The 25,528-nt window shown below is 44.2% G+C and carries 25 protein-coding genes; 10 read left to right on the top strand and 15 right to left on the bottom strand.

Features of this window, described 5'->3' with window-relative positions; all coding sequences use genetic code 11:
• Positions 1 to 230: 230 nt before the first annotated feature.
• Both GYMC10_RS16410 and GYMC10_RS16415 read right to left on the bottom strand, forming a co-directional pair.
• Positions 231 to 755 (bottom strand): phosphotransferase-like protein, encoded by a 525-nt coding sequence (locus tag GYMC10_RS16410; protein ID WP_015735539.1) that lies wholly within the window; start codon positions 753 to 755, stop codon positions 231 to 233.
• A 178-nt stretch (positions 756 to 933) separates the two neighbouring features.
• Entirely contained in the window at positions 934 to 1,563 is a 630-nt protein-coding gene (locus GYMC10_RS16415) for a uridine kinase (protein WP_015735540.1), read from the bottom strand.
• A gap of 164 nt (positions 1,564 to 1,727) precedes the next feature.
• Here GYMC10_RS16415 and GYMC10_RS16420 point away from each other — a divergent pair, with 164 nt between their 5' ends.
• On the top strand, positions 1,728 to 2,186 hold the full coding sequence (locus GYMC10_RS16420; RefSeq protein WP_015735541.1) for a DinB family protein: 459 nt from the start codon (positions 1,728 to 1,730) through the stop codon (positions 2,184 to 2,186).
• A gap of 246 nt (positions 2,187 to 2,432) precedes the next feature.
• Positions 2,433 to 2,642: a hypothetical protein gene (locus GYMC10_RS16425; protein WP_036660591.1), complete on the top strand. Its 210-nt coding sequence runs from the start codon at positions 2,433 to 2,435 to the stop codon at positions 2,640 to 2,642.
• Positions 2,643 to 2,863: 221 nt separating this feature from the next.
• On the opposite strand, the gene GYMC10_RS16430 is transcribed toward GYMC10_RS16425, so the two are convergent.
• From GYMC10_RS16430 to GYMC10_RS16440, 3 genes are all read right to left on the bottom strand, one after another.
• Positions 2,864 to 3,733 (bottom strand): hypothetical protein, encoded by an 870-nt coding sequence (locus GYMC10_RS16430; RefSeq protein WP_015735542.1) that lies wholly within the window; start codon positions 3,731 to 3,733, stop codon positions 2,864 to 2,866.
• Between the two features lie 208 nt (positions 3,734 to 3,941).
• Positions 3,942 to 4,871, bottom strand: a complete 930-nt coding sequence (locus GYMC10_RS16435) for a chlorophyllase/cutinase-like alpha/beta fold protein (protein WP_015735543.1) — start codon at positions 4,869 to 4,871, stop codon at positions 3,942 to 3,944.
• A gap of 75 nt (positions 4,872 to 4,946) precedes the next feature.
• Positions 4,947 to 5,849: an AraC family transcriptional regulator gene (locus tag GYMC10_RS16440; RefSeq protein ID WP_041622002.1), complete on the bottom strand. Its 903-nt coding sequence runs from the start codon at positions 5,847 to 5,849 to the stop codon at positions 4,947 to 4,949.
• Positions 5,850 to 6,002: 153 nt separating this feature from the next.
• On the opposite strand from GYMC10_RS16440, the gene GYMC10_RS16445 reads away from it, so the two are divergent.
• Positions 6,003 to 6,914 carry a DMT family transporter gene (locus GYMC10_RS16445; RefSeq protein ID WP_015735545.1) on the top strand — a complete coding sequence of 304 codons (912 nt, stop codon included), beginning with the start codon at positions 6,003 to 6,005 and terminating at the stop codon, positions 6,912 to 6,914.
• Positions 6,915 to 7,146: 232 nt separating this feature from the next.
• Here GYMC10_RS16445 and GYMC10_RS16450 read toward each other — a convergent pair whose 3' ends face one another.
• The 8 genes from GYMC10_RS16450 to GYMC10_RS16485 all read right to left on the bottom strand — a co-directional run bounded on the left by GYMC10_RS16450 (position 7,147) and on the right by GYMC10_RS16485 (position 18,309).
• Positions 7,147 to 7,932, bottom strand: a complete 786-nt coding sequence (locus GYMC10_RS16450; protein WP_015735546.1) for a copper amine oxidase N-terminal domain-containing protein — start codon at positions 7,930 to 7,932, stop codon at positions 7,147 to 7,149.
• Positions 7,933 to 8,046: 114 nt separating this feature from the next.
• Positions 8,047 to 9,462, bottom strand: a complete 1,416-nt coding sequence (locus tag GYMC10_RS16455) for a leucine-rich repeat domain-containing protein (protein WP_015735547.1) — start codon at positions 9,460 to 9,462, stop codon at positions 8,047 to 8,049.
• A 405-nt stretch (positions 9,463 to 9,867) separates the two neighbouring features.
• Entirely contained in the window at positions 9,868 to 11,142 is a 1,275-nt protein-coding gene (locus tag GYMC10_RS16460) for a Gfo/Idh/MocA family protein (protein ID WP_085982513.1), read from the bottom strand.
• Between the two features lie 96 nt (positions 11,143 to 11,238).
• Entirely contained in the window at positions 11,239 to 12,921 is a 1,683-nt protein-coding gene (locus tag GYMC10_RS16465) for a response regulator (protein WP_015735549.1), read from the bottom strand.
• Positions 12,922 to 12,933: 12 nt separating this feature from the next.
• Positions 12,934 to 14,664, bottom strand: coding sequence for a sensor histidine kinase (locus GYMC10_RS16470; protein WP_015735550.1), 1,731 nt, complete (start codon positions 14,662 to 14,664; stop codon positions 12,934 to 12,936).
• Positions 14,665 to 14,703: 39 nt separating this feature from the next.
• Positions 14,704 to 15,588, bottom strand: a complete 885-nt coding sequence (locus tag GYMC10_RS16475; protein WP_015735551.1) for a carbohydrate ABC transporter permease — start codon at positions 15,586 to 15,588, stop codon at positions 14,704 to 14,706.
• Positions 15,589 to 15,625: 37 nt separating this feature from the next.
• A complete protein-coding gene (locus tag GYMC10_RS16480; protein WP_015735552.1) occupies positions 15,626 to 16,528 on the bottom strand; it encodes an ABC transporter permease in 903 nt (300 codons plus the stop codon).
• 113 nt (positions 16,529 to 16,641) lie between these two features.
• Positions 16,642 to 18,309 carry an extracellular solute-binding protein gene (locus GYMC10_RS16485; protein ID WP_015735553.1) on the bottom strand — a complete coding sequence of 556 codons (1,668 nt, stop codon included), beginning with the start codon at positions 18,307 to 18,309 and terminating at the stop codon, positions 16,642 to 16,644.
• Positions 18,310 to 18,614: 305 nt separating this feature from the next.
• Here GYMC10_RS16485 and GYMC10_RS16490 point away from each other — a divergent pair, with 305 nt between their 5' ends.
• The 6 genes from GYMC10_RS16490 (at position 18,615) to GYMC10_RS16515 (ending at position 23,823) form a co-directional block, all read left to right on the top strand.
• Positions 18,615 to 19,463, top strand: a complete 849-nt coding sequence (locus GYMC10_RS16490) for a helix-turn-helix transcriptional regulator (protein ID WP_015735554.1) — start codon at positions 18,615 to 18,617, stop codon at positions 19,461 to 19,463.
• A 106-nt stretch (positions 19,464 to 19,569) separates the two neighbouring features.
• Entirely contained in the window at positions 19,570 to 20,952 is a 1,383-nt protein-coding gene (locus GYMC10_RS16495; protein WP_015735555.1) for an ADP-ribosylglycohydrolase family protein, read from the top strand.
• Positions 20,953 to 21,291: 339 nt separating this feature from the next.
• Complete coding sequence (locus GYMC10_RS16500) at positions 21,292 to 21,750, top strand: LytTR family DNA-binding domain-containing protein (RefSeq protein WP_015735556.1); 459 nt, start codon at positions 21,292 to 21,294, stop codon at positions 21,748 to 21,750.
• Positions 21,747 to 22,157 carry a DUF3021 domain-containing protein gene (locus tag GYMC10_RS16505; protein ID WP_015735557.1) on the top strand — a complete coding sequence of 137 codons (411 nt, stop codon included), beginning with the start codon at positions 21,747 to 21,749 and terminating at the stop codon, positions 22,155 to 22,157. The genes GYMC10_RS16500 and GYMC10_RS16505 overlap by 4 nt, the downstream gene beginning before the upstream one ends.
• A gap of 17 nt (positions 22,158 to 22,174) precedes the next feature.
• Positions 22,175 to 23,086 carry an ATP-binding cassette domain-containing protein gene (locus GYMC10_RS16510; RefSeq protein WP_015735558.1) on the top strand — a complete coding sequence of 304 codons (912 nt, stop codon included), beginning with the start codon at positions 22,175 to 22,177 and terminating at the stop codon, positions 23,084 to 23,086.
• Positions 23,083 to 23,823, top strand: coding sequence for an ABC transporter permease (locus GYMC10_RS16515; RefSeq protein ID WP_015735559.1), 741 nt, complete (start codon positions 23,083 to 23,085; stop codon positions 23,821 to 23,823). The genes GYMC10_RS16510 and GYMC10_RS16515 overlap by 4 nt, the downstream gene beginning before the upstream one ends.
• Positions 23,824 to 23,850: 27 nt before the next feature.
• Here the strand turns inward: GYMC10_RS16515 and GYMC10_RS16520 are convergent, their stop codons facing one another.
• Positions 23,851 to 24,219, bottom strand: coding sequence for a winged helix-turn-helix transcriptional regulator (locus GYMC10_RS16520; protein ID WP_015735560.1), 369 nt, complete (start codon positions 24,217 to 24,219; stop codon positions 23,851 to 23,853).
• A gap of 139 nt (positions 24,220 to 24,358) precedes the next feature.
• On the opposite strand from GYMC10_RS16520, the gene GYMC10_RS16525 reads away from it, so the two are divergent.
• Positions 24,359 to 24,712: a DoxX family protein gene (locus GYMC10_RS16525; RefSeq protein WP_015735561.1), complete on the top strand. Its 354-nt coding sequence runs from the start codon at positions 24,359 to 24,361 to the stop codon at positions 24,710 to 24,712.
• Positions 24,713 to 24,869: 157 nt separating this feature from the next.
• On the opposite strand, the gene GYMC10_RS16530 is transcribed toward GYMC10_RS16525, so the two are convergent.
• On the bottom strand, positions 24,870 to 25,466 hold the full coding sequence (locus GYMC10_RS16530; protein ID WP_015735562.1) for a TetR/AcrR family transcriptional regulator: 597 nt from the start codon (positions 25,464 to 25,466) through the stop codon (positions 24,870 to 24,872).
• Between the last annotated feature and the right edge of the window lie 62 nt (positions 25,467 to 25,528).

Here is a 25,528-nt window from a genome sequence, read left to right on the forward strand (position 1 = left end):
GAGCGTCGTGCATGTTTTATGTTATTAACGCCTGCAGATGAGAGCAAAAATTTCATAACTTTATGCGTCTGTCGTTTATTATTTGACTTTTTAGGGGGCTACATAAACTACAGAATAGTACATTTCGGTTCGTATTGTTTCTTTCAGAGTACTAATCTAAAAAGGCAACTGATCGCTCTGACCAGCTGCCTTTTCTTTATTTACTTTCGTTTCCCGTGAGCGTAACATGATTAATATTCGAAGCTACCGTGCAAACATTTTAGAATCGAATCTGCACATTCTTCTGAAGAATTTACGTGTGTGTTGACAGTACAGTCGTACTGTATATCTTTTGCCATCAATTTGTCTTGCCAGTCTGATTGATCTTCAGCTCTATCTCCACGTTCAATATTTCTTTGGCGACAAATTTCCAAGGGACAAAACACTTCAACCATATAAAAGGGGTACCCAGCAAATATGTCCTTAACTTTTTCATAATGCGGCTTTAACTCAGGTCTTTCTACCAAGATGCCATCGATAAGCAAATTTTTACCATGGTCAGAAAATAGTTTGGCGGTATGATACATCATAATAATGGCATCACTTAAATATTTCCAATAATCTTCTCGAAGATAGTGATCGCCAATTGTATTTTCAAAAAGATCGTTTGCAACAACATAATAAAACTCGTTCGATTTTAATTGAATAGCGTCTACAATAGATGTTTTTCCTGAACTGGTTACTCCGTTCAAAAACACGATTTTCCCTTTGCTCATCTCTAATTCCCCAATTCGTTCAATTTAATTACAGTTTAACAGTTTCAACGTATAAACAGGATTGAGAAAACAATTATAATTGAACTATGAGTAATGAAAATGAAGCAGCTGCCAACCGGCAAACTGCTCCATCTGTTTTCCTCAACTATCGTTTCCCATTAGTTCAGATAAGTTAAATCTAAATAACATTAGATTCATTGTTTACCACTATTATATCGAATGTTGTCGGTGGACGCAGAACTGTAAAATAGTAGTCCTCAGCCGAGTCCCATCGAAGATGCCAATCCAAATCGTCGGTACCCTCCCTAATATCATGCCTATGACGGCGAATTTCGGGTGGTACATCCACAAGTACTGTAAGATGGTTAACATCGGGTAGTTCAAGGAGGGAGCTATAAATACCATCAAGGATAATTACCTTTGAAGGCTCAATCGTCACCAAGTTCGATCCCAAGCTGTTGCCAGATAAAAAGTAATAAGGATAGTATTGGGCTTTCCTACCTTCTAACAGAGGCAATAATGCTTCATTAAGCATACGTTGCCAGTCAATACAACGACGGCATTTTTGCTCCAATGAGTATGTATCCCAATCGTTGTCAGGGACAGTTGCATCAAAAAAGTCATCGCAGTGAATCACTGCTGCACCTAACTGCGAGGTTACCCCAGCAGCAAGTGTAGATTTGCCTGCCCCACTTCCTCCGTCCAATGAAACTACTAAAGGATATTTATCATTCATATGGAGATTAATTACAGAAACAATTGACTGAACGGCATTAAATGAATTTTGTGACAAATGGCTCTTTTCCAAATTTAACACTTCCAAACTTTCAAAGGGATTTTAAGCTAGTTTCTACCGATTTCCTCCCATTCACTTGAGATTCCGTTGTTCCCGTCCATATATTAAGTTATAATGAACCTCTATGATGATAGATATTCAACTTATACTTATTCTATCTTGCTACCGGAGGAATTATGAAACTAGTTGCTTTTTTTCCTTATCGAAATGATGTAAGGAAGATACTGATCCCTTATTTAAACCAATTGACGGAAGAACAGTGGTATGCAAAGCATCCCGATCATCCCAACACTATCGCCTGGATCGTTGAGCACATCGCACGCAGCGAAGACGAATGGATTAACGTGATTAGTTCTAAGGGAAAATGTCAACTTCCGCAGTCTTTGGATCACTCGCAGCAAATTTTACAGGCCTATATCGACATTCGGAACCAAACGGAGTTCAAGCTCAATTCCATGGTTTACGATGAATATGAACCAGCCATACAGCTCCCTCGTTTTTCAGACGGTTGGGAACCGCCTTCGGCGCCGACACTGCGATGGATTTTCCATCATGTTTTCGAGCATGAGTCGTACCATGCCGGTCAAATCGGCGTCATCGCACGTTTGAACGGATTCTCCGGTCCCCTCTTCTGAACGTAAAAACCATTTTGTTTTACGGTAAAGCCGGTTGTTACGTAACGTTGGGCTAATCTACTACTGCTGTCATCAGATTTCTCATCAGAAAAATGATGCTGAAATGACTTTCCGACTCTCCTTCTTCGACAGTTCACTTTATCTTATCCAGACCTTCAAGTTCCGGAAGGCCCGCTTCTCAACGTTTATAGAATAAGATGAGTTATATTCAGTGGTTGTTAAAGTTAAGGAAGGTGAAAAATAGCCATGCGTAAAAAAGGTAGGAACGTAACAGGTATTGTATTGGCCGTAATTTACTGTGTTGTTCTTTTTGAGATTTTAATTGATGCACCCCCTGGTGAAGCTCCAAATAATCCGCCTTGGGCATACGCAATGATTCCACTTGGAGCTGTTGCAATCACCTTTCTCTTTGATTATGTGATCAAGTTCGATTTCTTCAAAAAAAAGAAAGAGTGAATGGGATGCGATAAATGACAAAATTAAATATGGATAACCCATTTTGCGGAGTTCTCCTTTGATTGTTGAACTACCCGGATCGATGATGCTTGCTATGCCGAAACTCCCACTATGGTTTTTTAGCCCATGTTCTTGTGCCGCGGCAATCCTTGAACATATACCGTTAAAGGACAAGACCCCTTTCCCGCACTTGCCCCTTTTCGCCTATCACCTATCCAATGTTACCAGGACGAGAGCTCTGTTCTTTTCCACTTGTTTTCGGTAACGCAAACATATACATAATCGTCGTCCCATGCTATCTGACCCTGACTACAGGCAACTGTGGATGAAGCAGGCGTAAATTTGTCCCGGATTCGAAGCATATCCCCGTTTACATCTAACTTGGTATCGGGGTCATTCGTACCTAAACCGACATTACCGCTGCTGCGCTTTATGGTTAGCGGGGAATCAACGACGTTGCCGTCATCGTCATAACGAACGAACTGCATGTCGGCTCCGGAATTGTCCCCCGGTTCTTCGGAACTATCTGCCCGAAGGGCCCATCTCGTTATCGTCTCATTTTCCTTGCCGGCTACACTGAACTGGATATCCCGGTTAGTCCCTTTTTCCCCTGCGACTCGCAATATGCCGTTCATTACATTGAAGTTGGAAGAATGCGTACGAATCTCGCTAACGTCAGTATCGTAAGGAATTTCAAACCGGGTAAACAGTTGGTTCGGATATTCCCCCGTTGGCGACATCGTCGTCTCGAATGAGATATGCTTATGGTCGTGCTGATCAGGATTGTTAGCCTTGTCATGCGATATGATCGCCGTTTTGTTCATTCCCTTCTCGTCGAGCCACACGATTGCAGGTTTAGCCCTTTCCGCCGTCCATTGAAGCCGAATCAGATCAGACTGATGCCCTTCTTCCTCAACCCACCTCTGATCAGTAGACATATGCAGTCGGTCATTATGTGGTACGCGAATATTGTTATCGGATTGTTTGAGTTCGCTTAGGGTGATCTCCGATTCTTGTTTCTGAACGGTACAGCCAATGCCCAACAAGCAGATGCCGCCTACTATCATCATAATCGTCCTAATGTACTTCAAAGCGTTTCCCTCCGTTGTCGTAAATTCGAACTTGTTACGTAATAAGACTGATCGTATTATATTCAACAGAGGTCGTATACCCATTTCATCAAACTTCCCGGAAAAATGATTCTTTTCGTCTATACAATCAAAAGAGCACTCCGCCAGAGAGAAAGTCCTATAAATTACACGAACATAATCCCACGAGGGATATAACCGAACATGATTGTTATGGATTCACGAATGTATGATCATCCATATTAGCTTGTTCAACGTCCACCCAATTTGCATTATGCATCATCTCGGAAGAATCCCCATGAAATGCCTTCATGGCTTCCTGATCATCAAACAGCCGATATCTCATCCAAGCCGTCAAGTACCCCCGATGATTGCCACCATTACCTTCAATCGCTGTATGAGCAGCACCTTTCGCCATCCCCATCATAACTGGCGTGCTTGCATGAGTATTATGTAAGGCTAATTGATTCGTTGATACCGGTGATATTATGAAATCTCGTGTACCTCCCATAATGAGAAAAGGAACGGTAATACGTGCTGTATCGTACACATCTTCCGGATCACAATGCTTCAAATCCGGGAGAGCGATGGAAACAACCGTCTTAATCAACGATCCACTTTTATAGTTGGTATGTGCATTAATGACCCCTGTAGCCCCTTGAGAATGTCCAGCTACACCAATATGTTCCATTTGTATTTTTTGATAAAACAAGCTGTTTGCTTGTTCGTTTTCATTTTTCAAATAATCAATAGCCTCCACAATTTCTTTGCCTGTTCCTGTTGTCTTGCTGTACGAATCTATTACTATGAATCCCCAGCTAGCTAGATGAGTTAAGAGCTCATCATAACGATCTGGCGTGGCATCTGTTCCATTCCCCCATGAAATAATAGGATAGGATTCGTCTTCTTGAAATGCCGGGTAGTATATTCTAAATAAAGCCTCCCCGCTCATTCTCTTAACTTCTTCTACCTTTACATGATAGCTTCCTTTCTGCGCATACCGCTGCTCAATGCTTCCATCCGCAAGTTCTGGTATATTTGAATGAATGATGATTTGCATGAAAGTTGTTATTGGAACTGCAACGATCAGGACTAAAGCTGACAACCATAAAATCCACTTTCGTTTTTTCAGAACCGACATATACGTGACCTCACGATAGACTACCGATTTCTCTATCGTCTTCTCAGTTAAAGTATGAAACTGAATGGATATACGTTAAACTTTGGAATGTTTCATTTCAGCTCTATGCTTTCGAAAATCTTTGGGTGTTCTTTCGTGGTACTTTTTAAAAGACTGAATAAAATGATTGACATGATTGAAGCCTACCCTGCGGGCGATCTCGGTTATGGTGTCGTCCGTTGATATTAATAATTCGCTGCTTTTCTTTATCCGGTACTTGATCAGGTACTCGTAGGGGGTCATATGAACCGTTTTTTTAAAACATCGGGTGCACTCCGAGATGCTCAGATGCGCAACATCGGCAATTTCTTGCAGCGTTACAGGAAACGAGTAGTTTTGATGTATGAAGCTAAGCATGAATTGCAGTCTCTCCTGTTGCCGCTTCACGTGTTTTGGTGCTTCCACGGGAGAGACCGACATATTGGAGATCAAGATGTACCATAGCTGAACGGTTTGAATCGAAATCTCATATTCCCATCCCCAGCTTTTTTTAATATTAAACTTCTTTCTCATTTCCCAAAGCAGGTCCAATACCTGCTTCTCCCACTCCGCGTCTCCTGTGATCACGAGCGAAACGAAAGAAGAATTGGTAAAAGGGAGTACATAATTTTTTTCCATGGCACTGTCCGCGTGGAAGGCGAGCAGTTTCTCAGGAAAATTGAAACTCACATATTGACCGTCATGCGTTAGCTGCGTCGCCACATGAAGAACTCCCTTGTTGATCAGAATCGCCTGGCCGGTTTCCAGCTCATGATCCATCCCATTTACTTGAATACTCAGTTTTCCTTTCGTCACCAACGTGATCTGCAGATCTTCGTGCCAATGCAGATCGTTGAATCCTCTGCCTTCGGGAATGCTTTTATGAAGCGTATGCGTGTACATGATATAAGGAAACGAATCGTCGGGATACAAAATAGTTTCATGCAGCGGCTTAGCGATTCCAACTAGCTCCTTTCTATGACGATATATCTATATTATTGAAGGATATAATTACACAATCCAATATTATACGATGATATTATTATATCATGAATTTGGCTTATCACTAGCCTGTGCACAGACGATCGGATAGGCCCTCTTGGAGGGTAATCATTGAAAAGATATAAATTACAGTTACAGCTTCATCCGTATATCCTGCTTTTTATCGCCATTCTGTCGGTGTCCGTATCTTCGATCATGATTAAATCATCGGACACGCCAACCGCTGTAGCCGGTATGTACAGACTTTATCTATCGGCACTCATCATGCTTCCGTTTGTCCCCTGGAAAACGCTCCGCTCCTCAAAACTGGACTCGAAGGATTGGAGAACCGTTTTTTTGGCCGGCCTGCTTCTGGGATTGCATTTCCTGTTTTGGATGGAGTCGTTGGTATATACCTCCGTGGCGAGTTCCATGGTAATCCTGGCGCTACAGCCTTTGTTTGTGATGATCGGTTCGTACTATATGTTTAGGGAACGAGCGAGTGTGTTGACCGTTCTCTGCTTGGTTGCCGCCTTGTTTGGCTCGCTTATTATCGCTTGGGGAGATGTTGGAGTTTCAAGAGAGGCATTGATCGGGGACGGTTTGTCACTGATAGGAACCATACTGGTGTCGGCTTATATGCTGGTCGGACAGAAAGTGAGCCACAAAATCAATGCGAATCTATACAGTGTTGTCGTCTTCTTTATTGGGGGGAGTGTCCTGCTCGTCTACAGTTTGTGGAATCACCATTCTTTGACCCATTACAACGCATCGGATTGGACATACTTCCTTCTGCTTGCGATCATTCCCACGATCTTTGGCCAATATGTTTTCAACGTGCTGCTCAAGTCCATTGGTGCAACAACGGTTTCCGTAGGCATTATCGGCGAACCCGTTTTGGCCATTATGCTGGCTTATCTGTTGTTGGGAGAAACGATCTCCGCATTTCAATTTGTAGGTGGAATGATTACGCTGCTGGGCATGCTGACATATTTTTGGCTGCAAACCCTAAGATATTCAGCTCACAAAAATCTTTCGCATTGATCAGTGTATGCAGTATTAGTCCATCGGTAGAATGTAACTAACCAGCATCCTCCATATGGAATAGGATACAATGCATCCCTTACTGTTGCATGAGGTATAACATTATTAAGCTGCTCGTTAGCTCGAACACAAACAGCCGATCCACGTGGATCGGCTGTTTTTAAAACCTACTGTAATAATATCATGCAACGACATCTTAATTCTTCTGCCATATTCCTGTTCTTGTCCTGTATTATGGCTCTATAATTTGTCTGCCCACGTTCACATCGTCTACCTTCCATTGGTTATCAACCAATTTATAGAATACAAAACGATCAACAAGCTCAAGATTGATAGGACCGCTTTCAAAGTAAGCCGATTGGTGCATTCTCGCCGCTGTGGTACTACTGTAAGTAATATCGGCTTTTTTTGTTAGTATAGCGTTATTTTTAATGCCATTACTGTGAATAATCTTGTTTATAAATGAGTCCGTGAAATAAGGTCTGAAATGTGTTCGGATTTGGGAATAGCTTGATAGATCGGTGGCTTCATTTATCTTTTCATTCAGTACGTTTATTCTCTCTTGACTCATTCTCCAAGGCTTCTGCGGCTCTGTATGGATAAAGACCTGTTGCAGACCGATCGTAATGGTTGTTTTTCGTTCTTGTTTGGACCACAGCGCCGTTCCGCCAAAAGCTTCAGCAAAAACACGTGCGGGCACATAAGTCGTTCCATGATCGATTTTTGCTGGCACATCAAGGCTGAAAGCAGCGTTATTTAATAAAGCTGTGCGAGAGTTCACACGCAGCAATAGCTCTCGTTTGCCACGAATAATCGTAATGCTTTTTTTTGCCTGGTTCCAAGTTACTTCTGAATTGAATTTCTCTGAAACAGCACGTAATGGAATCAGCATTCGTCCATTTTCGATTTTCCCATTGTCAACCGTATTCGAAAAATTATCGGCGAAGCTTATCGCTGGATTACCGATTAGTAAGGTACACACTAAAGAAAATGTTAGTGCGAGTATTGTTTTTTTCATAGATGACTCCTCCCACGGTTCGATTATATCCTTGACCCTAACTCAATCCTTGTTATTTTAAAACAAACCCCTCCAGCAATTTACGCCGGAGGGATCAGGCAGTACGTAATGAAGCTATTTTTGCTCAAATATGATTACCGTTTTGGGATTCGACACGTATTCAACGGGAGATCCTAACAGCTCGGACACGAAGCGTACGGGGATAAACGAACTATTCTTCTTCAACAGTAACGGCGCATCAAATGAAACGGTTTTTCCATTCACGTTTGCTTTCTTTTCATTCACTTTCCAACGGATCGTCGTGTTGTCTTTGCTGATCGTTACCTCTTGTTTGCTTCGGTTCCACCCTACCTTCGAACCCAATCGCTCGGATACAAATCGAATCGGGACATAAGTGCGGCTCGATGCAATAAACGGCGCTTCGCTTAACCCAAAGGAACTCTCTCCTATGTAAGCAGTTCTACTCCCTATCACTAATCGCTGGGCTTTCAGTTGGCGGGATCCATCTCCACCGAGCTTATTGAGAAGTTGATACGTTTTGGTCGTACTTCTTAAATCCAAATAGTTACCGCTTAATTGCAACGCGTATCTTAGCGCTCCCGTGTCATAATGAGTATCGAACGAATGATTTCGAATGGGGTCCAAACTCCATACACGGTTATCCTTTAGATATAAATATTGAAGTTCCTTTAGGGATTTCAAAGGCTCAAGGTTGTAAACCAAATTAGAGTTTAGACTCAAGGAAGACAGGTTAGACATTTTTTTCAGTGGGTCTAGTTTCTTGATCTGATTGTTGTCCGCGGAAAGAACCCTCATTAGCGTCATCCCTTCAAGCGCACGGAGATCCGAAATTCGATTGCTTCCGATGTTAAGGCTCATTAAACTTTTGGATAGCGGCTTAAGTGGACTCAGGTCCGAGAATTGATTGCTCGCTATTTCCAAATTCTTTAGCTTGGTTAATCTGCTCAAGGGCTGAATATTCGCGATCTGGTTCCCGTTCAGTTGTACCCATGTTAATTCTCTGGCCATTGATAATGCCGTAATATTCGAGATTTGATTATCGTTCGCTTCGAATGTATGCAGACGCCCAAGCTGCTTGATCACATCAATCGACGAAATTTGGTTCCGGTTTACGATCAACATTTCCAAATCCGTCATGTCGGACAAATCCTCAATTGAAGCGATCTGATTGTCCGCAATATCAAGTTCGCGAAGCTTAGTCAATGACTTGAGTGGCGTAATATCGTCAATTTCATTATTGGACAAGTCAAGATATGTCACATTGGAAGCATATTGCAAGCCTTGAATGCTTTTAATTCCTCGTCTTGAAAGATCAAGTAATGTTAATGATTCCATATCTTTCTGTGTAATAGCCGCATTTTCATCCTTTATTAAAATCTGCTTTATTGCTTGCTCCAACTGCTCGTCCTGAAAACTTACTTCCAGGGAAGCCTGCTCCATAGATGCCTGGCCCGGTAAGCTGATCATCATTACCAAAATTAATACGAGCCCTGATAAAACCTTATTCATTTCCTTTCTATCCCCTCTTCTACTGGTGTCTTATGGTAATGACGCTTATAACCGATAAAAGTTGCAGTACATTTTTTTCCATTGTGCCATCAAGACGAGTACAAAAAAAAGGCCAACCAGTAGACTCTGGCTAACCTTTCCATAAATCCTCCAACCTTACACGATTCTTTATTTAGTGCTCATACGCTCGAGCATATTTCTCATGGTAGTCGATTATCTCGTCCAACTCGGATTCCTCGAGTCCTTCACTTCCATTCCTCATTCCTTTCTTTGCTCGCGAACTTGTACGGCGTCCGGGGTACGCACTTCCCAACCCCCGACGCCGCGGATGTCCGCCATGGTTACTGCACGGCAAGTAATTCTGTTCTATTTGCCTTTGCCGAATAGTTCCACAGATTTCAACAATTAAACTCCCGCTTCTTCCTTCTCATACATCTCTGTCAGTTTTATGCTTCTGCCTTGCTCCAAGCGAGATCGTTCGGAAGCGAACGCTATCAAATGGCTTTGCAAGGAAGCTGTAGCCGATGTGAGGCCTTGAGACGGGTTGCGGTCGAACTTATGTACATTTTTGAGGAAGGAGCCCACCATGCGCTCATCGCCTCCGCCGTGGCCGTCTCCCTGCACACTGCATTTAATTTCAATCTCTTCGCCCGTCGCATAGCGGTACAGCGTAAATGAGCCCTTATCCATGTCACCAATGATCTCTCCCTGCGTGCCCATAATCTGCACACGGCGGGTAGCGCTCTTGGTTAATCCCGACATAATAAAGTTAGCGTTGGCGCCGCTGGCAAATTCCATATTGACGACCTGATGGTCAACAACATTGTTATCGCAGCGATAGACGCAGCGGCCGAACGGTCCTTCCTTAAGCGCCCGGAGAATGCCTTCCCGTGATAAATCGTGCGTCATATAGCGCGCCCAATGATCGGCAGGTTGCTCCAAATACATTTTAATCGCCGAAAAGGCACATTCCCTCTCCGCTTCGCAACCATCGATGCAGCTGTCCGTTGCACCCTCAGGCGCGTTCTCGGCTTTAAAATGCAGCAATGAGCCAAAGGAGCTGACCGCTGTGCACGGCTCATCCATCAGCCAGGAGATGAGGTCCAGGTCATGGCAGGATTTGGCCAGAATCATCGGACTTGTTTCCTCGGAATTGCGCCAATTGCCGCGTACGTAGCTATGAACCATATGGTGATAGCCTACGTTCTCTGTCAGCTGAATGGTGCCGATGGCACCCAGCTCCCCATCCTCGATGCATTTTTTGATGCCCGACCAGAACGGGGAATAGCGAAGCACATGCGTGACCACCAGCAAACGCTTATGCTTAAGGGATGCTTGCTCCAGGTCTATGCATTCCCGCACATCCGGTGACATCGGCTTCTCCAGCATGACATGGTAGCCAAGCTCCAACGCTTTCATTGTCGGTATATAATGCATCCGATCAAGCGTGCAGATGATCATCACGTCGGCTATTTTCCCCTGCTCGAATGCTTGTTCCCAAGAATGATAAACATGCTCTTCAGCGATTTGATGAATCTCAGCAAAACGCTGTCTGCGTTCATCATCCGGCTCGGCTACGGCAACAAACTTCAGCTCATTCGGAAATTTCTCCGCATATGGTCCGTAGATGTATCTACCTCTACTGCCTGCGCCTATTAGTACGGCCGTTAATGTTCTCAATGTTAGTCCCCCTTGCATGTACAGTTGCATCCTAATTTCATTGTAAGGGGTGACTCCGCGCATCAAAATAGATCATTGCTTACATTTCATATACATTTATTGACCTTGGTGCATAGTTTCGGTGCGGGCCGTTCGAAAATCCTGCGGCGTCATATCATTTTGCTTCTTAAAAAAGCGGATAAAGGCAAGCGCTGAATTGTAGCCGAGCTTGGCGGCAATTTCATTGACCTTCATGGATGTATTGAGCAGCATATCTTTTGCTATGACATTACGGTAATCATTTACGTATTTAGAAAGACCGATTCCCGTTATCTGTTTGTATAGCCTTGAGAGATAGGATGGATTCAAGCTGACATAATCCCCGATCGCGGTTAGGGATATATCATCCGCAATATGCTCCTCTATATAACGATGCACCTTATTGACAACCTCCGCCGGCAGCTCTGTCCCTCGAAGCGCATTCCATTCAAAAAAGCAGTCCGCAATTTGCCAATAGTATGGAATCAGTTCCGTCCATGAAGCGGTCTCCTCCTGGCGGAACAGCATATCCATATTCATCTGGGTGTTCATATAGTCTCGCATATCTTTATTTTTGTGCAAATGCGCCAGAAATACCGCAGATAGGAAATGGTACAACTCAAGCTTGCGCTCATAAGGAGTATCCGGATCGTTCCAGATGTCTGTCAATTCAACAAACAGATGATTAAACTGCTCGCGGTGATTATTTTCAAGACAGCTCATCAGCAGCTGCACGCGAGCGTGAAAAAAGCTGTCATGATAGCTTTTCGCCTTCTCTTTTTCTTCGGACTTCTGAAGATCTTGATCGGTCATGATGACCTCATGGAACAAGCCATGGCCTTGCATAAGACCGTATTTCATCGCATGAAAACGATCCGACAGCCGATTCCAGGGGACAGCCTCGCTGCCAATAAGAAAAGATACGGAGAGGTTCAGCAGCCTTTTGCTGGTCGCCTGGATCGTCTCCAAATTGCCGCTCACATAGCGGTACGCCCTGGTCCATTCCATCGTACGGGTATCCGCCGTTATCTCCGGACCGGCTTTAGGCTGAAAGATCCATACCATTTTGTTCATATCAAATACGACGGAAAAGCAGCGCACATGGGCGGATAAATACTCATCGCCGATATTTTGAAGAGCGTAAGCGAGCAAAGCTTTGTCCGGCGCCGTGAACATTTCCTTCCAGGCATCGATCCGGCCAATCAGTAAATAGACGGGCAGCGATGCGTCGAGCGTAATGTCCATTTCCGCAAAAGCGTCCCCAAGCTGCGGCTCCGTCATCGTCTTGCCTTGAAGCAAGCCCCAAATATACTCCTTCTGCAAGGAAGGCATCGCTTTCCTCATATTGGACTGGGCCCGCAAGATCATTTGCGCCTGACCCTGTTCCTCTTCAATTTCATCTATCGCCCGTTCAACGGTATGTATGATCTTCTCATCGCTTTCCACTTTCAGCAAATAATCAAAGGCACCAAATGTAAGGGCGTTCTTCGCATAGTGAAAATCGTTGAACCCTGTCAATAAAATAACTTTGCACGCCGGCCACTGTGATTTGATTTCCTGCAGCAGCTCAATGCCTTCTATGCCAGACATCTTAATGTCCGAAATCACAATATCCATCCGATGATGGGACAGCACCTCAAGCGCCTCTTCGCCGGAATAGGCCTTCATGACTTCAAGCTCCAAATGCTCCGTCTTCTCGAACAATTCCAGAAGACCATCTACAATGATCGGCAGATCATCCACGATTAAAAGCCTGTACATGGCGATTCCTCCTTAGTTCATGCTCAGTTTAATAATAGCTTGAAGCCCGCCAAGCTCAGAGCGTGATACGGTAATCCCATACTCTTCTCCATAACGAAGCCGAATTCTGCGATGAACATTAAGCAGGCCGGTTGTCTCCTCCATCAGGTTGGTTGAATAACGAAGCCTCTTGTCAAGCGCTTCAATCTCCTCGTCCGTAATGAACTCGCCATTATCTTCTATATAAATGTAATAAGCATCATTGCGCAGCTTACTGTGCACCCATAGCTCGCCTGTGCCGCGCATATTGCCCAGGGCGTACTTGTAAGCATTTTCAATAATAGGCTGCAAAATTAATCGGGGAACTTCTATCGACTTGGCTTCAACTTCAAACAGCACTTCGATTCGATCCCCGTAACAGATCGACTGCATCTCCACATACGTGCGGGAATGCTCAAGCTCCATCTCCAGCGGAATGTCGTCATCATGCTGACGGGTAATGAACTGAAAATATTGCCCGATGTATAAGCAGAACTGATAGGCTTTTTCCTTCTGGCTATCGGATTTAATCAAACGGCAAAGGACGAAGAAGCAATTATATAAAAAATGAGGATTAATTTGCGATTGCAATCGTTTCAGCTCCGAACGCTGATTGCGAATTTGCTGCTCATAATTTTCCTCAATCAGTGTCTTCAAAGATTTCACCGTATCGTTAAAAGCCTGGTATAAATAGCCGAACTCATCCTTCCTGCGGTCGATCAAGATCGGCTCCAGCTCGTTTTGCTGCATGCGGCGGAAAGAACGCACCAGCTTGATTAACGGACGGTATATCAGCCGGATTAAAAAATAGGTGAAGAATAAAAATATAAAAACAGCAAGCGCGCAAGCCCACCAAAACAAAGTTTTATATACCTCGAGCGAACCAAGAATCGTCTCTTCCGGTATGCTCGTTACCATGTATGAATTCCAAAGGCTTGAATACTTAAATACGGTTAGAAATCGCTTATTTTTATAATGAATCGTATCATAGCCTTCATCCATGTTCGCTGCCTGCTTTTCAAAAGCCAGCTGCTTCATCAGATCATGCAATTCAAGGTCGGAGCCGCTATTGATTTCAAAGCCACGCTCCAGATTAAACAATACGGTCTGGCCTTCCCTGCTGTTGCCAATTTGCCCTAAAGTTTCTTTCATTTTGCCGGTTGAGAGCTCAACGCCTACCACATAGAGCGGGTCCTTCTTCCCTGCAGGGTACTGCATTGTAATAAACAGCCGATCCTGCCAATAAATAAAGGGCTCCGTATAGAGCTTCTTGTCTGGCTGCATCGCTTCGTATTCTTCCGCATTCAGACTGGTTTCAAAGCTGTTGCTCAGCACCGTGCGCTCGATTTGCGGAATGTACGCCTTCGCCTCACGAATAAACGGACTGGAATTTTTCATTAAATCCAATCGATGCTGAATATCCAATATTTTATACGACCGCTCATAGGAGTTCATCTGCTCGCCTGTCGCCGCCACCTCCATTAAATCCTTATCCATGACGTAGTTAGGCAAATATCGGCTGATTCGATCTGCTTCCTTATCCAGGGAGTCTATATAAAACCGCGTTGTATTCAAGATCGAATCGGATATTTCACTCCGGATATGATTGGCTCCTTGCTCATTGATCATCCAGGTAATCGCCATAAGCGGCAGTAAGGCCGCCAAAAAGGCAGCCATGATCTTTTTGAATATAGAAGAATCCTGTAACAAGAATATACTTTTCATCGTTTGTTCTCCTGTGCCTGAGATCTACGACCTTCCTGTCTATTCTTTTACACTTCCCATCACAATGCCTTTGATGAAAAACCGCTGCAAGAAAGGATAGACTATAAGAATAGGGAAAGCCGCAACGAAGATTTGTGCTGCCCTGCTTGTACGGTCAGACAGCTGGAGCATGAGTTCCACATTTTCTGATTTTAGAAATCGGAAGTCCATCTTAATAATAACGGTTTGCAAGAAGGTTTGCAGTGGATAATTTTCTGGATGATTCATATAAAGCATGCCATCGAACCAGCTATTCCAATGCCCGACCATCGTAAACAGCCCCGTTGTTGCCAGTGCGGGCAACGATAGCGGAACATATATTTTCCAAAGTGTTAAAAAATGTCCGGCTCCGTCTATCCGTGAAGCTTCCTCAAGCTCCTTGGGCAAATTGCGGTAAAAGTTCAATAGCAGAATGACGTTGAACACGTTAATCGCCATCGGAAACACTAGCGCTCCGAGAGAATCAATAAGTCCCAAGCTTTTAATTGTTAAATAGGTAGGGATTAATCCGCCACTGAACAAAATCGTAAACACGAAGATCCAGGCATAAACGGTTCTTAAACGAAACGTATTGCTGTCTTTGGATAAAGGATACGCCGTAATAATCGTTAACAGCATGCTTAATGCCGTCCCGACAACAACCCGTTGAAAAGAAATGCCAAAAGCTCTTAAATATTCAGGCTTGCCGAACACGTTATCATAAGCTGCCGTTGTAAATTCTACAGGCCACAGCCCCACCTTGCCGGCTGCCGCAGCTGAACCCGAGCTAAAGGAAATTGCCAAAATATGAATAATAGGCATTAAGCATAAAAACGATATAAAGGCTAGAAAAATTAGATTGCATACGAGAAAAGCTCTTCTTCCGAATGACGGTTTAATGACCACGATCTGTCTCCTTTCTGAATCACCGACTTTTTCGCTATTAGAAAATGCGGTAATTCGCTAGTCGGTATGCGAGTACGTAGGATACGGAAATGAAAATAAAGGATACAACGGATTTCAATAAACCGACAGCTGTGGCAAATCCGAACTGAGCTTGCTGGATCCCCATGCGGTAGACAAAAGTATCAATGATATCAGCACTTTCATAAACCGGTGCACTGTACAGGTTAAATATTTGATCAAATCCGGCATTCAGCACATTGCCGATATTAAGCGTAAGCATGAGGATAATGATCGGCATCATGCCCGGCAGCGTCACGTGAAGCGTTTGTTTCCATCGGCCTGCGCCATCGATTTGAGCGGCTTCATAAAGCGTAGGATTGATTCCTGTTAGCGCCGCCAAATAAACTATGGTGCCAAATCCAAATTCTTTCCATACATCGGAGATAACCATGACATAAGGAAACCAGTTATTGTCGCCAAGAAAGAAAATCGGCTTCATGCCGAACCATCCAAGCAGTTGGTTTAATATGCCGGAGGAAGGAGATAAAATGTCGACCAAAATACCGCTCAGCAGCACCCAGGATAAGAAATGGGGCAGATATACCAGGGTTTGGAACGTTCTTTTCATCCATTCTCTACGCAATTCATTAAGCAAAATAGCAATGGTGATCGGCACGAACAAACCGGCAACGATTTTCATTACGGCAATATAGACCGTGTTAAAAAAGATACGGCCGATATCCGGATAATCCATTAACAGCTGGAAGTTCCTCCATCCGATAAATGGGGAGCCGAACAACCCTTTATTCGGCACATATTTTTGAAAAGCCATCATGATTCCTGACATCGGAATGTAACTAAAAATAACAATAAAAGCCAAACCTGGCAGCAGCATCAAATGAAGCGGCCATTCCTTCTTCCATATGCGCATCAGTTTCATATCTTCACCTCGCTGATTCACTTTTCATGCTGTGCATTTCTTACTCAAGGACCTGATTGTTCTTGAAAAAAGGAGGGATTGCATAAAATCAATCCCTCCCTCCGCCACAGATTCTATTGAAGCGATTTATACCACTCGTTCACTTCTTTCGTGATTTCATCGCCGCCAAGCTTCTTCCACTCTTCAACGAATTTATCGAATTCGTCTACGGATACTTGGTTCATCATGATTTTGATGAATATCTCATCACGTTTCTTCGTCAAGATTTCTTGACGATCTGCCATCGTCGGAGTAGGCGCGCCGTAGAACTTGTTTTGCAGGTATTCTTTGTTTTGATGGATTTTAGGGTTATGCGATACCGCACCGTTCGGACCCGAAATCAGGTACTCCCACCACATGTTGATATCGCTGCCGTCAACATATTTCATTGCACGCTCATAACGCGTTTTTTGGTCTTTTGTTTCCAAAATGCTAGCATCTTTTGTTTCGATCGCTTTCGGCAAGATCTCCCCATTATTATCGATTTGTCTACCTACACGAAGCGGGTTAAGCAACCAGTAGTTAGCTCCTTTTTCTACCCGATCTTTACCGTATTCGTAAACCTTTTGTTCTTCTGTTGGATGAGACTGCGTTACGATGTATTGGTTCAGCAATTTGATAACGCCTTCCGGATGCTTGGCTTGTTTGGAGATTACATAGTACTCGTCAACGCCAAGGCCGATTTGATTCAACGTAGGCTTGTTATCGATTGAAGGGATCGGGAACGCTCCCCATTCTTGAACAACCTTGCCGTCTTTCACAGCGCCCTGCACAAGCTGGGCCGGTGTCCAGGAAGCGCCGAATACCATGCCGATGCTGCCGTCGTAGATGAGCTCAGCGGCTTTTTCCGTATCTTTAACGGCAAACTCAGGATCGATCAACCCTTTCTTGAACATGTCTTGTAGCGCTCCAAGAGCCTGCTTCATCTCAGGCTGAATATCACTGTTCATCAAACCGCCGTTCCCGTCTTCCATCCAAATGTTTTCATAAGCGTGATAGCCGTTCAAGAACGCTCTCAGACCGGTAACGCCTGTCTCTGTGCTAAATGGATTCTTGCTGACCGCAATACCGTAAGTCTGTTTTGTACCGCCAGGATTCTTCTCTTTGAACGCTTCGGCAATTTTAATGAAATCATCCATCGTTTTAGGCTCAGGCAGGTTCAGTTCTTTCAGCCAGTCCGTACGAACGAACAAGTACTGATAGTTGAATGGATTGTATGAGCTTGGAATACCCATCATTTTTCCGTCGATCATCGCTGTTTTCATTTGCATGCCGCCGTCCACGGTCAGAAACTTTTTTGTCTCTTCCGTAGCATGCTGATCATATATCTCTGTCAGATCCATAATCATATCCGCTTCAGTAAGCTCTTTAAGCTGTGCTGCGTTGACAAGCATGAAATCCGGAATATCATTCGATGCAATCGCGATTTTCACTTTTTCCTTAAATTGACTTACATCGGCAATCCATTTGTTTGTAATTTTGACACCGATATCTTGTTCATAAGCGTCATAAACTGAGTTTTTGTCGAAGTCTTCACCTTCGTCAAATTTCAAGTAAGGATCGCTTGGCGAAACCGTTGAAACCTCAATGATATCATTGCTGTTTCCTGTGCCTGTTGTTTGGATCGGTTCCTTGGAATTTCCAGATGGTTGGTTTGGCTCAGACGACGTTTTGAAGCCGCAGCCTGTAATCGCCAATGCAAGCGTCAAGGAGATCATTGCAAGTGCCTTTTTGCTCTTCAAATTTTACCCCTCCGGTACATTTCGTTTAGTTTTCTGCAAATTGTATTGCAGTCTTTCATAATTCCAGTATAGAAAGAAGCCCCCCGCTGTTCTATATACTAGTCTTTACTTTCGTATACACCTCTTGACACCAGGCAAAAAGCAAATAATTACCGTGATTCACCTATACAACGGCAGCGTTTACTTTTCATTTAGAAACACCTCATAATGTATGTATGAAAGTAAATAACAGTATCTGGTTAAAGGCATCCCTTGTCTATATACTTAGCATATAAATTCATGTTTGTCTGGAGGCGTTGGACATAATGAGACTTCATATTGCCTATGACCATCCCATTGCTATCAATGCTTTCGAATGGACCCCTGCCACTTATCGGCAGCCGCCTCATGTGCACGCAAGTCTGGAGATCGGTCTCTGTTTAACAGGCAAAGGCTATTTTTTCTTTGGCAACAAACAATATGCAGCAAAACCTGGCGACTTATTTCTGGTCAACAATGATGAACGGCATATTGCCCAATCTGCCCCCGATGACCCGAGCCGCTATCTTTTTATTAATTTTGATCCCGCGCTGCTGCTAGCGGAAGAGCCCGGTCTTCTGCTGCCATTCTCCTATCGCTCCACTCATTTTTGCAATCATATTATGGGCGGCTCGCCGCTCGCCAAACAGCTTACGCCTTGGGTGCTGGCTATAGCGGAAGAACTGCGGGAAAAGTCCCCGGGTTATTTGGCAATGGCCAAAAGCGCGCTCATTCAGCTGTGCTGCCGTCTTCTTCGACATTACGACGGTTTGCTGACCGATGATGAGCGTCATCATATGGTACATTCCGTTCGCCAGGCGCAATCGCTGGCCGCTTTGGTCGAGCATCGTTACCATGAGCCGGTTAGCTTAGGGGAATTGGCTGATGAACTTGGTTTAAGCATCTCGCGCGTGAGTCGGGCGTTTCTGGAAACGACCGGTTATCGCTTCTCGGAATATGTTTCCTTGCTGCGTGTTCAGGCTGCCAAGCGGGAATTGGCAGGAACCGACAGAGCTGTTGCCGATATTGCATTCGAATGCGGCTTTCAAAGCTTGCCGACCTTTTACCGTGTTTTTAAAGAGATTGTCGGCCTGTCTCCGATCCGTTATCGGCAATCTAGAGGGATGACGGAATGAGCAAATAATGAGATTTATGCTTTCATGATTTGAGAAGCCATTGTCGTCATGACTGGTTATAATCAAGGCATATTTTGATTACATGGATTTCAGGAGGGCAACCTTAATGACGAAATGGATTGGACTGAGGGAATTAGTTCGGGATGAAATAAAACAGCGCGGAGAAGAAGGCTGTCATGTTGAGGGGATGGCCGAGCGTCAGGAAGCAGCCGGCACAGACGAAGCAAAGTTAATGGAAGTATACCAGGCTTTAATGGCTCTTGAACCGCATGCGGATTTCAAGTATTTCGAGCCGTCGGAATTGGAGGCCATTCGCGCCGAACGTCCGGATGGACCGAGATTCCTGTCCGGAAACTGGGATGAGCTTAAATGGCAGGATAAATTTCATGGTGCGTGGCTCGGCCGTTCGGCTGGTTGCGCGCTCGGAAAACCTCTCGAAGCTCCTTCCTTCATGCAAGGCTCGGGCGGAAGACCCGGCTGGCACAATATTAAGTTGTGGTTCGAAGGCGCAGGGCAATGGCCGATTCGCCACTATACACCGGGCGATTCAACTGCAGAAGCCGAGTACGGTATCGAGATAGCAAGGTGGAGCAGCTTGGCCAGCTGCCGGGATAACATTCGTTTTATGGAAACGGACGATGATGTTCGATATACCGTTCTCGGTCTGCTCATGCTTGAGGAACGCGGGCTCGATTTCAACTCTTGGGACGTGGGCAAGCTGTGGCATCGTCATTTGTCATTCGGGCAGGTATTTACGGCAGAAGCGCAGTCCTATCTTAATTTCGCTCGCGTCACTTCACATATTAGCGGCGATCAGCCAGACGACTGGGAGAAACATATCCACTGGGGGCGTTCTTATTTGAATCCCTACCGCGAATGGATCGGCGCCCAAATCCGTGTAGACGGCTATGCATATGGTGCTGCCGGCCAGCCCCAGCTTGCTGCTGAGCTTGCTTGGCGGGACGCTTCCTTCTCCCATGTTAAGAATGGTATTTACGGCGCTATGTTTTGCTCGGCTATGATTGCCGCCGCATTCGTTGAACGTGATATGAAGCGAATTGTTGAGATCGGATTGAGTGAAATTCCGAAACACAGCCGCCTTGCAGAAGATATCGTATTAGCGGTCAACATTGCTGAGGAAACGGAAGACTCATTGGAATTGGTGAGTAAAATATGGGAAGCATTTAAGCACTATCACCCTGTTCATACCAATAATAATGCTGCATTATGCGCGGCTGCGCTCATTCATTCCGGAGGCGATTTCGAGAAAGGCATTACGACAGCCGTACTTGGTGGCTGGGACACCGATTGCAATGGCGCCACCGTCGGTTCCATTCTTGGCGCATCGCTTGGAGCGGCGGCGCTTCCTGAGAAGTGGATCTCGCCGCTGAACGATACGTTATATGCCGATGTCAGTGGCTTCCACCCCATTGCCATCTCCGAATGCGCGCAAAGAAGCTATCGTGTCTTCCGAAAATTGCAGCATTAACATGATTTAGGATGAATCGAGTATAATGCGGTATCATATTAAACTAATATGTCCGTTCACTTAAGAAGGCAGCTGATCGCTCTGACCAGCTGCCTTCTCTTTTTTATCAAATTCCTCTTGGCAAGTGTTCTGTACGCCCGATGAGCTCATTTCGATTATTCATTTTTGAAGGCATAAGCCATTTTCGTGTAGGATAATATCTGCTTTGCTGCAGGTCGGACGCCGATACATGCATCTTACTACCCGCGTCCTGCGTGTCGCCTTTGTTTTAATGACAATCGAAAAAGCGCCATCTATACTAAACCTATAAAGCGTATGGAATGGAGGAGCCGTCTATACATGAAAATTTCACTCGACATCGACCCGCGCAACGAAGAAACCACGGTGACGATTCACTGCAAAGAATTGACCCCAGCCATCCAGGAGATCCTCGAGTACCTCAATAAGAATGACACGGATTTGATCGTCGGAAAAGATGGAGAGAATCAGCACTTAATTAAGCACGAGGAAGTACACTACTTTCGTACAGAAGGCGATGTGGTCACAGCCGCCACCTCAGAAGGAATCTTTAAAGTAAAAGAAAAATTATATGAGCTCGAAAACTCCCTTCCCTCCCACCGGTTTATCAGGATCTCAAAATCCGTCATTGCAAACCTGCATGCAATGAGCCATTTCGAACCATCATTTAACGGGACCCTCTGTGTTCACTTTAAATCAGGTGAAAAAGAATATGTTTCGCGTCATTACATTGGCCGAATTAAAGAAATTTTAAAGATGAACAGGAGGGAAACGAAATGAATGCATTTCTTTTCAGAAGCATGATCGGGATATTCTTCGGGGCCTTTATTGCTGTAATGACTACAAGTGCGCTTATTTATTTTGGCGGACAATCGACAATAGACGGAATGCATTTTATTAAAAATGCATTTGGCTATATATTCTGCGGCTGGCTGTTTAATGTCACACCACTCTATTTCAAAATCCGCTCACTTCGCCTGCCCATACAAACAGCCCTGCACTTTCTAACAGTCACCATCGTCTACTTTTTATTAGGCCAATGGATCGGCTGGCTTCACATTAATGTGAAGAACTTTTTGATATTCCTGGGAATCTCTATTATCGGTTACGCCATCGGATGGATTGGATTTTATCTTTATTTTAAAAATGAATCGAAAAAGCTGAATAACGATCTTAGAAGACATTGAATAAAAGGAGAATACGCATGGAGAGTGTCATTACAGTTCACAATCTATCGAAAAATTTTGGCGGGACCAAGGCAGTAAAGAATCTTTCCTTTGATGTTTACAAAGGTGAAATCTTCGGAATTATCGGGCCGAACGGCGCAGGGAAAACAACCACCCTCGAAATCCTGGAAGGAATCTCTGATCCAAGCGAGGGAGCGGTTGAAGTCCTTGGACTCGTTCCCAATAAGCAGCTTCGGGAGTTAAACAAGAGAATTGGTGTCCAGTTTCAAGCCACTTCGATCCAGAAGAAAATGAAAGTAAAAGAAGCGCTGGATCTCTTTTCTTCATTTTATGATAACGCCACGAAAAAAGATCATTTCATAGAATTGCTTGGCTTAAACGAAAAGCTGAACGTAAAATTTGATGACTTATCCGGCGGATGGAAGCAGCGGGTAACCCTTGCTTTAGCCACTCTGCATGAGCCTGAAATCTTATTTCTTGATGAGCCGAGCATGGGTCTTGATCCCTCAGCAAGGCGGGAAATGTGGTCTTTGATCCGGCTGTTACGGGATCGTGGAAGTACGATTGTGGTGACCACGCATTATATGGAAGAAGCTGAGCAGCTGTGCGACAGGGTGGCGATGATTTACAGCGGTCAATTAAAAGCTTTAAACTCCCCTCGTGAATTATTAAACGAAGGTGCTGCTAATTGTCTTACCTTTATCAGTGAAGGACTCGCCCCCGAATATCTAAGCTCGCTTCCCGGCGTGGAGCGCGTTGAAAAGAATCAAGACGAATTCAAAGTGTTTTGTGATGACCAACAGACAACGGCTTATCACATTTTCAGTTACTGTCAGGAAAAAGGCATCCGATTGTCCAGCTTCAGGTTTGAAAAAGGCTCTCTCGATGATTTATTTATCCAGTACCTAGAAAAGGAGAAGATCGGATGAACGCAATCGTAAAACTCGCCAGTTTAGAAACGAAAATGTTCTTTAGAGACCGTTTAAGCGTGTTTTGGACGTTTCTCTTTCCAATTGTGATGATTGGGCTGTTTGGATCCATGTTTGTTGGAGATAACATGAGTCAAAAGGCTTTTGCTGAATATTTTGTTCCTTCGTGGATTGGCGTCAATATCGTAACCACTTCCTTTTTTACTCTGGGAACTGTTTTAACCAATTACCGGGAGACGGGCGTATTGCGAAGATATCAATCAACACCGCTCCAGCCATGGAAAATCCTCACCGCCCATACCTTTCAAGGAACCGTCATCTTTGCAATATCCGCCATGCTTCTGATGGTCTTTGGCATGCTGCTCTACGATTTAACCCTGCCGGCCTACATCGGAAGCACCCTGCTTTCATTGCTAATTAGCATCCTCGCCTTTTTCCCGTTTGCTTTATTCCTGACCTCATTAGCAAAAAACACTCAGGCTGCTTCCGCAATCAGTTCATTATTTCTAAACCTGATGCTGTTCCTCTCAGGAGCGACATTCCCGCTGGAAATGATGCCGACGGTTCTTCAATATGCAGCGAAAATACTCCCGCTCTATTACGTCATTCAGTTGCTGCGAGGGACGTGGACAGAAGCGCCAATAACGGAGTATGGCTTTGAAGCTGCTGTTTTGATTGGCATTGCTATAGTATCTGTTGTGCTTGCTACACGGTTTTTCCGGTGGAGCGGGAAATAGGAATATTATAAGAAGACTTGCATCGCATCATTTATAATCGGTTGACCCGGTTTCAAACCTAAAACGATCTACTCCATAGAGCGTATTCATATGCTCCATATGAGCCGCTCCCCAATTGTTCAATGCCTTTAGCACCGTGCTTAAACCTTTGCCATACTCGGAAATTGAATACTCTACTTTTGGAGGGACCTGGTTATAAACCTCTCGATGTACAATATCGTTATACTCAAGCTCTCTTAACTGTTGGGTAAGCATTTTTTTGTTTATACCCGGTATCGATTTTTGAAGCTCGCTGAATCTCATGGTGCCGTTGGAAATCAGTTGAAGTAAAATGACGGGCTTCCATTTCCCCACCAAAATATCAAGCGCTGATTCAAATTTGCAATACTCTTTCATTGAACTCCCCGCTTCCCTGTACCTTAGGTAACTTTTTATTCACTATGTTTAGATAAAGTGCCTACTTCATTGAACCCAATTACTAGACTATTATAACCTCAGAGAACGCAAATAAGTAATAAGGAGGTTAGCACCATTCATGAATATCGCATTATGGATCATTCAAGGGCTTGCTGCGCTGGGGTTTGTCTACTCAGGATGGTTGAAGGCGTTTCAGTTTGAAAAAGCCAACGCGTCTTGGGGATGGGTGAAAGACGTTCCCAAAGCGTTCGTCGTCTTTATTGGGGTAGCAGAATTGGTAGGAGCTTTCGGACTCATTCTGCCACTAGCGATGTATATCGTGCCCAAATTGACGCCTATTGCCGCTGCAGGTCTTGCCACAATCGTTCTTCTTGGCGCCCTATACCATGTTGCACGCAAGGAGCATCGAGAAATAGGCGTAAACGTTGTCTTCTTTGTGTTAACTGTATTTATTGTGATCGGTCGTTTTTAAACCAGCATCTGCCGAAGCTGGATTCAATGTTTCAGTAGTGAATATAGCAGCAGAGAATCGACCTGCAGGTCGATTCTTTGCTCTACCACGATCGATGGTACGGTCCACCGTTAATGATCTCAAACGATCCTGCCCTTACTCTCTCATTCTTCTACCTTTATTTGCTTGGCGCAATCCCTTTTACCAGCAATTCCGTCCACTGGGCGGTATAAGGGAGTATCCTTTGGTAGATATGCGGGCTGGATATCCCTTCAACCAGGGCCTGGAAATATATCAGAAGAAATTCATCCGAATATTTCAGATCAACCTTGCCTTCTTTGCGCCCACGATGAAATAAATCCAACATAAGACTGTAGCTTTCGTTGACGTACTCCTGCATCATCAGTGATAATCCGTTATCGTCCTTCTTTGTAAAATAATCCATTAAATCGAAATAAAACTGCTTGTTGATCTTCTCCAGAAAATGAATTTTGATCTGACTCATGGCAATGATCGTTTCTTCGAAGGGTTTATTTTCGGCCATGATTTTTCGGGCATTTTCCCCCATTTGAGTTAAAAAATATTTAAACACCTCGTGGATCAGGTTTTCCTTGCTCCCAAAATATTTAAATATCGTCGTTTTACCGACATTGGCATGTCTAGCTATCTCATCCACTGTTACATTTTCGATGCCGGCTTCGGTATTCAACAAGTTAAAAGTTGCCTCCAAGACTTGATTTTTCTTCGCTTGTGTCCTCTTTTCAAAACCATTCATTTCTTATTCCTGCTTTCTAACGATTATGACTAAAATAAATTATTGCGGAGGTTTTAGTTCGT

The sequence above is a fragment of the Paenibacillus sp. Y412MC10 genome, assembly GCF_000024685.1.
Taxonomy (GTDB): Bacteria; Bacillota; Bacilli; order Paenibacillales; family Paenibacillaceae; genus Paenibacillus_AQ; species Paenibacillus_AQ lautus_A.

Excerpts from the sequence above, each read along its gene's own strand:
- GYMC10_RS16410 (WP_015735539.1), bottom strand. The coding sequence starts at position 755 with ATGAGCAAAGGGAAAATCGTGTTTTTGAACGGAGTAACCAGTTCAGGA.
- GYMC10_RS16420 (WP_015735541.1), top strand. The coding sequence starts at position 1,728 with ATGAAACTAGTTGCTTTTTTTCCTTATCGAAATGATGTAAGGAAGATA.
- GYMC10_RS16425 (WP_036660591.1), top strand. The coding sequence starts at position 2,433 with ATGCGTAAAAAAGGTAGGAACGTAACAGGTATTGTATTGGCCGTAATT.
- GYMC10_RS16435 (WP_015735543.1), bottom strand. The coding sequence starts at position 4,871 with ATGTCGGTTCTGAAAAAACGAAAGTGGATTTTATGGTTGTCAGCTTTA.
- GYMC10_RS16450 (WP_015735546.1), bottom strand. The coding sequence starts at position 7,932 with ATGAAAAAAACAATACTCGCACTAACATTTTCTTTAGTGTGTACCTTA.
- GYMC10_RS16455 (WP_015735547.1), bottom strand. The coding sequence starts at position 9,462 with ATGAATAAGGTTTTATCAGGGCTCGTATTAATTTTGGTAATGATGATC.
- GYMC10_RS16465 (WP_015735549.1), bottom strand. The coding sequence starts at position 12,921 with ATGTACAGGCTTTTAATCGTGGATGATCTGCCGATCATTGTAGATGGT.
- GYMC10_RS16470 (WP_015735550.1), bottom strand. The coding sequence starts at position 14,664 with ATGAAAAGTATATTCTTGTTACAGGATTCTTCTATATTCAAAAAGATC.
- GYMC10_RS16480 (WP_015735552.1), bottom strand. The coding sequence starts at position 16,528 with ATGAAACTGATGCGCATATGGAAGAAGGAATGGCCGCTTCATTTGATG.
- GYMC10_RS16490 (WP_015735554.1), top strand. The coding sequence starts at position 18,615 with ATGAGACTTCATATTGCCTATGACCATCCCATTGCTATCAATGCTTTC.
- GYMC10_RS16495 (WP_015735555.1), top strand. The coding sequence starts at position 19,570 with ATGACGAAATGGATTGGACTGAGGGAATTAGTTCGGGATGAAATAAAA.
- GYMC10_RS16500 (WP_015735556.1), top strand. The coding sequence starts at position 21,292 with ATGAAAATTTCACTCGACATCGACCCGCGCAACGAAGAAACCACGGTG.
- GYMC10_RS16505 (WP_015735557.1), top strand. The coding sequence starts at position 21,747 with ATGAATGCATTTCTTTTCAGAAGCATGATCGGGATATTCTTCGGGGCC.
- GYMC10_RS16510 (WP_015735558.1), top strand. The coding sequence starts at position 22,175 with ATGGAGAGTGTCATTACAGTTCACAATCTATCGAAAAATTTTGGCGGG.
- GYMC10_RS16515 (WP_015735559.1), top strand. The coding sequence starts at position 23,083 with ATGAACGCAATCGTAAAACTCGCCAGTTTAGAAACGAAAATGTTCTTT.
- GYMC10_RS16520 (WP_015735560.1), bottom strand. The coding sequence starts at position 24,219 with ATGAAAGAGTATTGCAAATTTGAATCAGCGCTTGATATTTTGGTGGGG.
- GYMC10_RS16525 (WP_015735561.1), top strand. The coding sequence starts at position 24,359 with ATGAATATCGCATTATGGATCATTCAAGGGCTTGCTGCGCTGGGGTTT.
- GYMC10_RS16530 (WP_015735562.1), bottom strand. The coding sequence starts at position 25,466 with ATGAATGGTTTTGAAAAGAGGACACAAGCGAAGAAAAATCAAGTCTTG.